The 11,150-nt window shown below is 61.3% G+C and carries 9 protein-coding genes and 3 tRNA genes; 4 read left to right on the top strand and 8 right to left on the bottom strand.

The window, feature by feature from the left end; genetic code table 11:
- Position 1: 1 nt before the first annotated feature.
- From OU02_RS04265 to OU02_RS04255, 3 genes are all read right to left on the bottom strand, one after another.
- Positions 2 to 73, bottom strand: a tRNA-Val gene (locus tag OU02_RS04265).
- Between the two features lie 32 nt (positions 74 to 105).
- Positions 106 to 176: transfer RNA gene (locus OU02_RS04260), tRNA-Cys, on the bottom strand.
- 31 nt (positions 177 to 207) lie between these two features.
- Positions 208 to 280: transfer RNA gene (locus OU02_RS04255), tRNA-Gly, on the bottom strand.
- A gap of 341 nt (positions 281 to 621) precedes the next feature.
- On the opposite strand from OU02_RS04255, the gene OU02_RS04250 reads away from it, so the two are divergent.
- Positions 622 to 1,422: a PAC2 family protein gene (locus OU02_RS04250; protein ID WP_080720465.1), complete on the top strand. Its 801-nt coding sequence runs from the start codon at positions 622 to 624 to the stop codon at positions 1,420 to 1,422.
- A 107-nt stretch (positions 1,423 to 1,529) separates the two neighbouring features.
- Here OU02_RS04250 and OU02_RS04245 read toward each other — a convergent pair whose 3' ends face one another.
- Positions 1,530 to 2,426 carry an undecaprenyl-diphosphate phosphatase gene (locus tag OU02_RS04245; RefSeq protein WP_033488870.1) on the bottom strand — a complete coding sequence of 299 codons (897 nt, stop codon included), beginning with the start codon at positions 2,424 to 2,426 and terminating at the stop codon, positions 1,530 to 1,532.
- 120 nt (positions 2,427 to 2,546) lie between these two features.
- On the opposite strand from OU02_RS04245, the gene OU02_RS04240 reads away from it, so the two are divergent.
- On the top strand, positions 2,547 to 3,344 hold the full coding sequence (locus OU02_RS04240) for a fructosamine kinase family protein (RefSeq protein WP_033488869.1): 798 nt from the start codon (positions 2,547 to 2,549) through the stop codon (positions 3,342 to 3,344).
- 90 nt (positions 3,345 to 3,434) lie between these two features.
- Here the strand turns inward: OU02_RS04240 and dnaJ are convergent, their stop codons facing one another.
- Positions 3,435 to 4,586: a molecular chaperone DnaJ gene (dnaJ, locus tag OU02_RS04235; RefSeq protein ID WP_033488868.1), complete on the bottom strand. Its 1,152-nt coding sequence runs from the start codon at positions 4,584 to 4,586 to the stop codon at positions 3,435 to 3,437.
- A 69-nt stretch (positions 4,587 to 4,655) separates the two neighbouring features.
- Positions 4,656 to 5,741, bottom strand: coding sequence for a heat-inducible transcriptional repressor HrcA (hrcA, locus tag OU02_RS04230; protein WP_033488989.1), 1,086 nt, complete (start codon positions 5,739 to 5,741; stop codon positions 4,656 to 4,658).
- A gap of 342 nt (positions 5,742 to 6,083) precedes the next feature.
- On the opposite strand from hrcA, the gene tkt reads away from it, so the two are divergent.
- Both tkt and tal read left to right on the top strand, forming a co-directional pair.
- Positions 6,084 to 8,153 (top strand): transketolase, encoded by a 2,070-nt coding sequence (gene tkt / locus OU02_RS04225; RefSeq protein WP_033488867.1) that lies wholly within the window; start codon positions 6,084 to 6,086, stop codon positions 8,151 to 8,153.
- Positions 8,154 to 8,257: 104 nt separating this feature from the next.
- Positions 8,258 to 9,364 carry a transaldolase gene (gene tal, locus OU02_RS04220; protein WP_026643077.1) on the top strand — a complete coding sequence of 369 codons (1,107 nt, stop codon included), beginning with the start codon at positions 8,258 to 8,260 and terminating at the stop codon, positions 9,362 to 9,364.
- 85 nt (positions 9,365 to 9,449) lie between these two features.
- Here the strand turns inward: tal and OU02_RS04215 are convergent, their stop codons facing one another.
- Together OU02_RS04215 and OU02_RS04210 are read right to left on the bottom strand one after the other, a co-directional pair.
- Positions 9,450 to 10,613 carry a pyridoxal phosphate-dependent aminotransferase gene (locus tag OU02_RS04215; RefSeq protein WP_033488866.1) on the bottom strand — a complete coding sequence of 388 codons (1,164 nt, stop codon included), beginning with the start codon at positions 10,611 to 10,613 and terminating at the stop codon, positions 9,450 to 9,452.
- Positions 10,613 to 11,131 carry an Lrp/AsnC family transcriptional regulator gene (locus OU02_RS04210; protein ID WP_033488865.1) on the bottom strand — a complete coding sequence of 173 codons (519 nt, stop codon included), beginning with the start codon at positions 11,129 to 11,131 and terminating at the stop codon, positions 10,613 to 10,615. The genes OU02_RS04215 and OU02_RS04210 overlap by 1 nt, the downstream gene beginning before the upstream one ends.
- Positions 11,132 to 11,150: the final 19 nt, after the last annotated feature.

The raw sequence follows: 11,150 nt of genomic DNA, 5'->3' as shown, positions 1-11,150 counted from the left end.
GTGGGCGATACAAGATTCGAACTTGTGACCCCTTCCGTGTCAGGGAAGTGCGCTACCACTGCGCCAACCGCCCGGTTGACTCAAATGACCGAAGCCATTCGTACGAGGTGGGTACGAGAGTCGAACTCGTCTATACGGCTTTGCAGGCCGCTGCCTAACCGCTTGGCTAACCCACCGTAAAGGTCTGTTAAACTCTTCGGACCTTAGAGCGGACAACGGGACTCGAACCCGCGGTCTCGACCTTGGCAAGGTCGCGCTTTACCAACTAAGCTATGTCCGCATATGTTCCGCAGAGGATTTCCTCTGCCTGAGCACGAGTCACTACAATAAACCACAACCTCAAAATGCGCAACACACGGCGTGTCGTACTGGTATTCCGCGGTTTTGTATGTATCGGGCTAGACGAACGCCCGTAATGTGACCATGTGCAGTAAACCTTACGGGCAAATCTCCTATGTCAGCATGTGGACGCACCGAAGGGGCCCGCTTCGGGAAAATATGCTTGCCTCAAACACAGCACCAGTGCAGGCATTCACCGGCGGCTAATCTTCACGATTCCGTCACGGCGCAAGGGATACAGTTATAGACATGTACGAGCACAGAACCAGACCGAAATACGTTATGGTTGCGGCGTTCGATGGATGGAATGACGCCTGCCAGAGCGCAACCAACGTCATTCGCCATCTGGTGTCGAAATACCGCTCCCTGGAAGTGGGGCACATCAGCCGCGACAGATATTACGATTACCAGACATCACGCCCCATGCAGTGCGTGATTCAAGACACGCGGCGCATCCTGTGGCCGCAGACCGCGTTCTATGACATCACCGTCAGCGACGACCTGCACCTGCTTGCACAGCTGGGGCCGGAACCGAACTACCGGTGGATGGATTATGTGCGTGAGACGCTGCACTTCGCCAAACAATATGACGTGAGCAGAATCGTGACCTTGGGATCGATGCTCGCCGAATGCCCTCATACGCGCGATCTGCCGATCGATGTGAGCGTGAATGGGGTGCAGTCCGATCCAGATAACGCGTACAACGGCCCCATCGGCATTCCTCACATCATCGATGCGATAGCCATCGAAGAAGGCTTCGACACCACATCCATCTGGGTGTCGGTCCCCCAGTACCTTGGCGGCAATGAGCCGTGTCCGCAGGCCACGTTGGAACTGTTTCAGCAGCTGGCGTCGGTGGTCGGCCTCTACCTCAAAGCGCAGGAGCTGGAAGGCAAGGCCGACCAGTGGCGTGCGCATTGCGATGTGATGGTGCGCAACAACGCGGACCTTGATGGCTATGTGGACCAGCTTGAGCATGACTATGATATGAAACAGCATGCCCGTGCCATCGCTTCGTCCGGCGCCCCCGCCGTGGAGCAACTCGTGCAGGAGGCCGAGGCGTATCTGCGTGATCTCCCATAAGCGTCTTCGCCGCCTTGTGATGGCATGATTCGTTGCTTGGCAAAAGTGAACGGCCCGTCCCGATTCTTCCGATCGGGACGGGCCGTTCACTTTTGCCAAGCACAACGTCACGCGTTACCGCCAAGCGCCATGCCTTCAAGCGGCTGCAGCACGCCGGTGAGCAGCAGGATCGCCACGATGACCGCCAACACGATGCGGTAGATGGCGAAAGCTTTGTACGAGAACGTCGAGACGAATTTCAGGAACCCGATGATCACGACATAACCCACGGCGAACGCCACGACCGTCGCGGCGATGGTGGCGCCCCAGCCGGGGAACATGGTGCTCGCTGCGGGATCGTTGACCTCTTTGACGGCCTTGACGGCTTCGAGTATGCCGGCGCCGAACACTGCCGGGATCGCCATGAGGAAGGCGCAGCGCACCGCGGCTTCGCGCGTATAGCCCATGGCGCGGCCGAAGGTGATCGTGCCGCCGGAACGCGACACGCCGGGGATGAGCGCGAGCATCTGGCCGATGCCGTACCAGATGGCGTCTTTTGTCGTCATGTCGTCGATGGTCTTCACCTGCGGCGCGCGGTCGTCGACGATCCACAGGATGATGCCGAAGATGAGCAGCATCGCCGCGGTGATCCACAGATTGCGCAGTGTGTTCTCAATGGCGTCCTGGAACAGCAGTCCGGCGATTACAATCGGCAGCGTGGCGATGATGATGTACCAACCGAGGCGCGCGTCCTTGTTGCCTTCACCCAGACGGTGTTTCCAATCTTTGCCGTTCTTGCCAGCCAGACAGATGCACCAGTTCTTGAGGATGTTCCAGATGTCATGGCGGAAGTACAGCAGCACCGCAAGCTCGGTGCCGATCTGGATGATTGCGGTGAATGCCGCGCCGGGGTCGCTGCCCAGCATGAGATCGCCGATGATGCGGATGTGCGCGCTGGACGAGACCGGCAGGTATTCGGTCAACGCCTGCACCAATCCGAGGAATATCGCTTGGAAGAAATTCATGAATCCCCTTAATCGTGTGTGATTGGTGATTGCTACCACGTTTTACTGTAGCGCAACGAATACACTGCCCGTTTTACGATAGGGGCACACAGCCGTAAAACCGGTGAACAAGGAGATGACATGAGCACAGCAGTGTATCGCAAAAGCCGCGCCTTCGCCCCGCAAGGGTTCTTCGAATGCGAAGGCAAGGGACTGGAGTGGCTTGGCGAGGCGCAATCCCAAGGTGGTCCACGTGTCGTCAAGGTCTTCGATTGGGGCGATGATTATCTGGACATCGAACGTGTCTCCCCTTGTCCCCCCACAGCTGATGCCGCCTACCGTTTTGGCGCTGGGCTCGCCCACATGCATGACGCGGGAGCCCCCTACTTCGGTTCCGCCCCTGCAGGCTATGACGGCACCTGCTACTTCGGGCCACTGCAGGACCCGGTGCCGATGGACGCCGGCACATGGGCCGATCCCGCCACATATCTGGCGGAAGGACGCCTGCGCCCCATGGTCCAGCTCGGCATTGAACGCGGTTCGCTGCGCGAGTCGGACATGGACCTCACCCAGCGCGTTATTGACGCCCTGCCGGAACTGCTGGGGCGCGCCGCGACCGACCGGCCGGCACGTGTGCACGGGGACCTGTGGAGCGGCAACGTGATGTGGACCAATGACACTGGCGACACGCAGGCTGTGCTCATCGACCCCGCGGCACACGGCGGACATCGTGAGGAGGATCTGGCGATGCTGCACTTGTTCGGTATGTCGTACCTGACCGAAATCACCAAAGGCTACCAGTCGGTGCATCCGTTGAAGGCCGGGTATCAGGAACGCACCACGTTGTGGCAGCTGTACCCCATCGCTGGCCATTGCGTGTTCTTCGGCGGCGGCTATGTGAGCGAATACCGGCAGATGTGCCGCTCGTTGCTCGGCTGAGACACACATACAACAGGCCGCGGCCCCGGACGATGCCGGGACCGCGGCCACTTCCAAGCGACGGGCGGAAAATCAGCGCCGCCGTGCGCTTCAACCGAGGGCGTCTTTCAGCTTGCTGAAGAATCCCCTCTTCTGTGGTGCCGCCGGCTTGGAATTCTGTGAGACGGTCGACGCTTTGGCGTCATGCAGCTGCGCGAACTCGCCGATGAGCTCCCGTTCGCGGTCATTGAGCTTGGTTGGGATCAACACATTGATGTGCACCACCAGATCGCCGCGCTCACCCTTGCTCTGCAGATGGGTGACTCCCAGGCCATCGAGCGTGACGGTCTCCTCGGGTTGGCAGCCAGCAGGCACTTCCAGTTGACGGTCGCCGTCGAATGTACTGACGTCGATGGTGTGCCCAAGCACGGCCCAGCTCATCGGCACTTGGATCCAGGAATGCAGATTGTCGCCTTCGCGCGAGAACCGCTCGTCCTTGCGCACGCGGATATCCACATACAGGTCACCGGCTTCGCCGCCGCATTCGCCGACCTCGCCTTCGTGGGCGAGGCGGATGCGGGTGCCGGAATCCACGCCTGCGGGCACCGGCACACCGATGGTGCGTGAGGTCGGCACACGGCCGTGGCCATGGCAGACAGTGCACGGGTGCACGATGATCGTGCCGTGGCCTTCGCAATGTTCGCACGGGGCGGACGTCATCATCTGGCCGAGCATCGTGCGCACGACCTTCTGCACGAATCCACGACCGTGGCACACATCGCAGGTGACCGGCGGCTCCTCATGTTCGGAACCGGTGCCTTCGCAGTTGGTGCAGGTGCCGAGCGTGGAGAACGTGAGGTTCTGTGTGCCGCCGAAGACGACCATCTGCAGGTCCACGGTCAATGATTCGAGCGTGTCGCGGCCCGGCTGCGCGCGCGGAATCGGCTCGCTCGCCGCAGCGTCGCCGAATGCACCGCCGAAGAACTGGCTGAAGACGTCGCCCATGCCGAACCCGCCATAGCCGCCGAACCCGCCAGCTCTGCCATTGGGGTCGTTGGGGTCCACCCCCGCGTCGTACATCCTGCGCTTGTCCGGATCGGACAGCACTTCGTAGGCCGTATTGACCTCTTTGAACTTCTCTTCGAATTCAGGGCCTGCGATGTCCGGGTGATATTTGCGGCTCATCTTGCGGTAGGCGCGTTTGATGTCCTCTTCGCTGGCCGTGCGCTCCACGCCCAGGGTCTCGTAGTAGTCAGCAGCCAATGGCGTTGTTCCTCTCGGTTAGCTTCGGTAATGGTCGATGTCTTGATGATACGGCGCACGTATGGCGTATCAGCGGGTGACTTCCATGTCGTTGTTCGAGATCAGTGCGGTGAGGTATCTGGCCACTGCGTGCACAGCGGCCATCGCGATCTCATAATTCATGTGCGTCGGGCCGATGGATCCCACAAATGCAATGGGCTCCTCTCCTGTCTTGTCCACGGCGTCCGGGCCGCCATATGGCGTCGTCCTGCCGTATCCGCCCGAGACGACGGCCGCGTGGGCCAGATCGGGATTGTTGGTCTCCGAACCAATGGCCACGCCCACACCGTTGGCGTCGCCCGCAGTGCTCAGCTGGCTCATGAGATGCATGAGCACGGCGCGTTCCTCGAGCGCATCGAACAGCGGGGTTAGATCCTGCACGGAGTCATGTTGGTGCGCGAGCGTGGACACGCCCGCCACGAACAGCTCATTCGTGCGCTCCTCATCCGCCATCGTCTCGAATGCGTCCGCAAGTCGGTTCGGCAGTCCTTCCAGGTCCGCATGCGTCTCATCTGCGTGCATCGTGCGAATTGTGCGCGCCGCGTGCCGCAGTGTCTGCGTGCTGCAGTGGGCATTGACGGCGTCGCAGAATTCCTGCAGATGCCGTCCGTCGGGCAGGTGCGGCACGGTGAGGATATGCTGGGCCACACGGCCGGTGTCGGTCACCACAACGGCGAGCAGTGAGGTCGACGAGACGGCGATGACCTCCAGATGCCACAAGCGTGCCTTCGACAGCGCCGGCGAGGCCACCACGGCCACTTGGCCGGTGAACCGGGCGAGCAGTCTGGCGGACCGCTGCAGTGCGTCCTGCAGGTTCACGGAACCGTCGAGCAGTGTACGGATGGTTTCGCGCTGTGGTTCGGCCAGTGGCACAAGCTGGGACAGGGAATCCACAAAATACCGGTACCCCCGTTCGGTCGGCACGCGGCCGGCGGAGGTATGTGGTTGGGTCAGGAATCCCTCATCTTCCAAAGCGGCCATGTCTTTTCGGATTGTGGCCGAACTCACCTTGAGGTTGTGCCGCGCGATGAGCGCCGAAGAGCCCACTGGCTCCTGTGAACGGATGTAATCCTCGACGACGGCGCGCAACACCTGCATGCGACGTGTCTGGGTCATCGCCATGCCTCCTTTACTCATGAGTTGTGTGTTCTGCGTGTCGTGCGAAGCGAACAGCGCGGCGCGCGTGTAAACGACGGTCTTTTCGATATTGTATGAGCACTCTTGGTCATGGAGTGCTAGTTATAGCGATGGGAGAACTTTTCCCACGGACCCATCAGGGGCCTCTGCGCTTGGGTCCCAATGCCGGCCGTAGTGCCAAGACGCGCGCGAATGCGGCGAAACCGCGCAATGAAGTCGGTTATGGCGGTTAGTATGAAAAGGCAATGTGAAGGGCGTTGGCGGCTCGGCAAATGGCCGGGCTTCCCTTGCCCGAAGTATTGGAAGGAAAGTAGATCACCTATGACCGATAACACCTGGTCTGAACTGGACGAGCGCGCCATCAAGATGGCGAAGATCCTCTCCGCTGACGCCGTGCAGAAGGCGGGCTCCGGACACCCGGGCTCCCCGATTTCGCTGGCTCCGATCGCCTACACCCTGTATCAGCGTTTCATCAAGCACGATCCGAGCGACCCGAACTGGGCCGGCCGCGACCGTTTCATTCTCTCGGGTGGCCATGCGTCGCTCACCCAGTACGTGCAGCTGTACTTCTCTGGTTATGGCCTGACGCTGGACGACCTCAAGTACTTCCGTGGTGGCAAGGACACCCGTACCCCGGGCCATCCCGAAGTCGGCCTGACCCCGGGCATCGAGATGACCACCGGCCCGCTGGGCCAGGGTCTCGCTTCCGCTGTCGGTTTCGCGTATGGCCAGCGTTTCGAGCGTGGCCTGCTTGACCCCGACACGGAGGCCGGCAAGTCCCCGTTCGACCACAAGGTGTGGGTCATCTGCGGTGAAGGCGACGTCGAGGAAGGCGTATCCTCCGAAGCTTCTTCGCTCGCGGGCAACCAGGAACTGGGCAACCTCTTCGTCATCTTCGACGCCAACCACATCCAGATCGAAGGTGAGACCAAGATCGCGTTCGCTGAGGACGTGCTCAAGCGCTATGAGGCTTACGGTTGGTACACCGACGAGATCAGCTTCATCCAGCCCGATGGCTCCTACAAGGAAGACATCGAAGGCTTGACCAAGGTCCTCGAGAAGGCCGAGCAGGTCACCGACCGCCCGCACTTCATCAAGGTCGACACGCTCATCGCATGGCCGACCCCGGGCAAGACCAACGATCCGTCCTCGCACGGTTCAGCCCTCGGTGACGAAGCCGTTGCCGCCCTCAAGAAGGTGCTCGGATTCGATCCGGCCAAGACCTTCGAGATCGACGAGGAAGCCCTCGAGCATGCACGTGAGGTCGCCCAGCGTGGCGCCCAGGCCCATGCCGAATGGGATGAGGCCCTCGCACAGTGGCGCAGCGCCAACCCGGACAAGGCTGCCCTGTACGACCGCATCAAGGCCGGCGAGCTTCCTGAGGACTTCGACAAGGCCATCGACGATCTGGAGGCGACGTTCGAAGTCGGCTCCAAGGTCGCCACCCGTAAGGCTTCCGGCGCCGCGCTCAACGCGGTCGCTGCCGTGATGCCGGAACTGTGGGGCGGCTCCGCCGACCTCGGTGGTTCCAACAACACCAACATCAAGGACGCCACCACCCAGTGGCCGAACTGCTCCATCTACGGCCGTCAACTGCACTTTGGCGTCCGTGAGTTCGCCTCGGGCTGCATCACCAACGGCATCCTGCTCGGCTCCGACACCCGCCCGTTCTCCGGCACCTTCTTCCAGTTCGCCGATTACGAGCGTGCCGCAGTGCGTCTCGCCGCCCTCATGGAGATCCCGAACCTCTTCATCTGGACCCACGATTCCGTGGCCCTGGGAGAAGATGGTCCGACCCACCAGCCGATCGAGCACCTCGATTCGTTCCGCGCCATCCCGCAGTTCGAAGTCGTGCGCCCGGCCGACGAGTGGGAGACCGCCGAAGCCTACCGTGCGTTCTTCGAGAAGGACAACACGCTGCCGGCAGCCCTCGTGCTGACCCGTCAGGGCGTGCCTACCCTCGCCGAGACCGCGGCTAAGGCCAAGGAAGGCGTCAAGAAGGGTGGCTACATCCTCGTCGACACCGAAGGCGATCCGGACGTGATCATCATGGCCACCGGTTCCGAAGTCCAGTGGGCTGTCGAAGCTGCCAAGAAGCTGGCCGATGAGGGCGTCAAGGCCCGCGTGGTGTCCATGGTCTGCATGGAATGGTTCGAGGACCAGGACGAGGACTACAAGGAATCCGTCCTCCCCGCTTCCGTCAAGGCCCGTGTCTCCGTCGAAGCCGGTCTGGCTCAGCCGTGGTACAAGTACCTCGGCACCTATGGCAAGCCGGTCTCGATCGAGCAGTTCGGCCTGCAGGGCGACGGCACCCAGAACATGATCGATCTGGGCATCACTGCCGAGCACGTGGTGGAAGCCGCCAAGGCCTCCATCGAAGCTGCGCGCTGAACCACAGCTGTACGGGAGGGGCCACACGGCCCCTCCCCTTTGCCCATGGCCGGTTCCATGGACAACCCCCAAGATTTCATCCAACAAACAGTAGGAGAAAACAAATGACTGCATCCACTCAGGCAATTTCGGACGCCGGTGTGTCGATCTGGCTGGACGACCTGTCCCGCACCCGCATCGAGTCGGGCAACCTCGAAGAGCTCATCAAGAACGACAATGTGGTTGGCGTCACCACCAACCCGTCCATCTTCCAGAAGGCCCTGAGCCAGGTCGGCCCGTACGACGCACAGCTCAAGGAGCTGGGCAAGGTCGACGTTGAGACCGCCATCCGCGAGCTCACCACCACCGACGTGCGCAACGCCTGCGACATCTTCAAGCCGGTCGCGGAAGCCTCCGACTATGTGAACGGCCGCGTGTCCATCGAAGTCGACCCGCGTCTGGCCCACGAGACCGAAGCCACCGAGAAGCAGGCTGAGGAACTCTGGGAGAAGGTCGACCGCAAGAACGCGATGATCAAGATCCCGGCGACCCTCGAAGGCCTCCCGGCAATCACCGCCACCCTGGCCAAGGGCATCTCCGTGAACGTCACCCTGATCTTCTCGCTCGAGCGTTACGAGCAGGTCATCGACGCCTTCATCGAGGGCATCGCCCAGGCCGCCGCCAACGGCCACGACCTGGAGCACATCGCTTCCGTCGCTTCGTTCTTCGTCTCCCGCGTGGACACCGCCGTCGACAAGCAGCTTGAGGAGATCGGCTCCCTCGAGGCCAAGGGCCTCATGGGCAAGGCCGCTGTGGCCAACGCCCGCCTCGCCTACGAACTCTTCGAGAAGAAGTTCGCCGAGGACTCCCGCTGGGCCGAGCTCGAAGCCAAGGGCGCCAAGAAGCAGCGTCCGCTGTGGGCCTCCACCGGCACCAAGAACGCCGCTTACTCCGACACCAAGTACGTGGACGAGCTCGTGGCCAAGGACGTCGTCAACACGATGCCTGAGAAGACCCTGCTCGCTGTCGCCGACCACGGCGACGCCACGCTGGGCATCGTCTCCGGCAACTACGACGAAGCGCACGACATCATGAACGACCTCGCCGAAGTCGGCGTGAACTTCAAGGATGTCACCGACAAGCTTGAGGCTGACGGCGTCGCCGCCTTCATCAAGTCCTGGGACTCCGTGCTCTCCGACGTGCAGGCCGGCATCGACCGCGTCAACGGCTGAGATCATTCGGATTCATTGAATCCTAGATAGTCCTCAAGGGGATTGGCGTCATGCCGATCCCCTTTTTCTGATGCGGGCAGTATGGTCAGGCGTTGCGCAGCGTCTCGAGGAACGCGTCGATGCGCGCGCACGCCTCTTTGATGTGCTCCATGCTCGTCGCATAGGATATGCGCACAAAGCCCTCGCCGGACTCACCGAACGCGGTGCCCGGCACAATCGCGACCTTCTGCTCTTCGAGCAGCCGTACGCAGAATTCATCGGACGACAGTCCCGATGATGTGATGTCCGCAAACACGTAGAACGTGCCGTGCGGCACATTGGTCGTCAGTCCCATGCGGTTGAGGCGCGCGCAGATGAGATTGCGTCGCGCCTCGTATTCCTTGCACATGCCCGCGATGTCGGGCATGCCATGCTCGAGTGCTTCGATTGCCGCGTATTGTGCCGCGGTGGGCGCTGACATGATGACGAACTGGTGCACCTTCGTCAACTGTTCACTCAACTCCGGATTGCTCAACAGGTAGCCAAGTCGCCAACCGGTCATGGCGAATGCCTTCGAGAACCCATTGATCACGAGCACTTGGTCACGGATCTCGTCGAAGCTCGCGGGCGAGCAGAACTCCCCCTCGAACACGAGTTCGGAATAGATCTCGTCGGAGATGATGTAGATGCCGGATTCCTTGAGGATCGGGACCAATCGGGCATAGTCCTCACGGGTCATCACGCCCCCGGTCGGATTCGATGGGAAGTTGACGATGATCGCTTTCGTCTTCTCGGTGATCGCCCGCTCGAGGTCTTCGGGCAGGAGCTTGAAATCGTGCTCCTGGGTCAGCGGAATGCGCACCGGCACGCCGCCGGCCATGAGGATCGCGGGTTCGTAAGCCACATAGTTCGGGTCGAGCACAATCACTTCGTCGCCGGGGTTGATCAGCGTGCGGCAGCACAGGTCGACGGCTTCCGAGCCACCCACGGTGACAAGGATCTCCGAGTCGGGGTCATACGCGATGCCGTAGCGGTTGCGGTAATAGTTCGCGATCTGCCTGCGCAACGCGATCAGGCCACGGTTCGCCGTGTAGTGGGTGTGCCCGTCTTCGAATGATTCCACCGCTTTCGCGCTGATATGCCATGGGGTGTCGAAATCCGGCTCGCCGACGCCGAGGGAGATGACGCCCTCCATCGCGTTCGCCAGATCGAAGTATTTGCGGATGCCACTGGGCTTGAGGTGTTCGATGGTCCGGTTGATGGATTTCATCAGTAGCTCACCACCAATCGTCCCTCGCCGTTGTCCGTACGCGCCGCGCCGGTGAGCACGCCGGACTGCTTGTACTGCTTGAGCACGAACAGGGTCTTCGTGCTCTGCACATGCTCCATGACGGCGATGCGGTCGGCCACGAACTGGCACACCTCGAACATCGTGCGCCCTTGGACAAGGCAGATGAAGTCGTTGTCGCCGGTGATCAGATACAGCGAATCGATCTCCGGGTATTTCGCGAGCAGGGCCGCGGTGTGGTCGTAACCCTGGTCCTTCATCGGCGAGACGTCCACCTCGATGAACGCCATGATGCGCTCGTCGCGCAGCACTTTGTTGTAGTTGATCACCGTATGGTAGCCACAGATGATCTTCTGGTCCTCCATGCGGCGTACGGCGTGTGCGACATCCTTGGCGTCTTCGTTGAGAATGTCGGCGAGGTCCTGTGCATTGAGCCGGGCGTCGTTCTCGAGCAGTTCGAGAATCGCCTGGTCCTGGCCGCTGATATTCGGTTCCGTCATGCTGGTGTTCCGATCCTTA

Origin of the sequence: Bifidobacterium pseudolongum subsp. pseudolongum DSM 20099, assembly GCF_000771225.1 — a bacterium.
Lineage (GTDB): Bacteria > Actinomycetota > Actinomycetes > Actinomycetales > Bifidobacteriaceae > Bifidobacterium > Bifidobacterium pseudolongum.
Note: the sequence above shows the minus strand (reverse complement) of the source record. Positions and strands in the feature narration are given on the sequence as shown.

What these genes read in the sequence shown, in the direction of transcription:
- tkt (WP_033488867.1), top strand. Translation starts at nt 6,084, where the DNA reads ATGACCGATAACACCTGGTCTGAACTGGACGAGCGCGCCATCAAGATG.
- tal (WP_026643077.1), top strand. Translation starts at nt 8,258, where the DNA reads ATGACTGCATCCACTCAGGCAATTTCGGACGCCGGTGTGTCGATCTGG.
- OU02_RS04240 (WP_033488869.1), top strand. Translation starts at nt 2,547, where the DNA reads ATGAGCACAGCAGTGTATCGCAAAAGCCGCGCCTTCGCCCCGCAAGGG.
- hrcA (WP_033488989.1), bottom strand. Translation starts at nt 5,741, where the DNA reads ATGACCCAGACACGTCGCATGCAGGTGTTGCGCGCCGTCGTCGAGGAT.
- OU02_RS04250 (WP_080720465.1), top strand. Translation starts at nt 622, where the DNA reads ATGGTTGCGGCGTTCGATGGATGGAATGACGCCTGCCAGAGCGCAACC.
- OU02_RS04245 (WP_033488870.1), bottom strand. Translation starts at nt 2,426, where the DNA reads ATGAATTTCTTCCAAGCGATATTCCTCGGATTGGTGCAGGCGTTGACC.
- OU02_RS04210 (WP_033488865.1), bottom strand. Translation starts at nt 11,131, where the DNA reads ATGACGGAACCGAATATCAGCGGCCAGGACCAGGCGATTCTCGAACTG.
- OU02_RS04215 (WP_033488866.1), bottom strand. Translation starts at nt 10,613, where the DNA reads ATGAAATCCATCAACCGGACCATCGAACACCTCAAGCCCAGTGGCATC.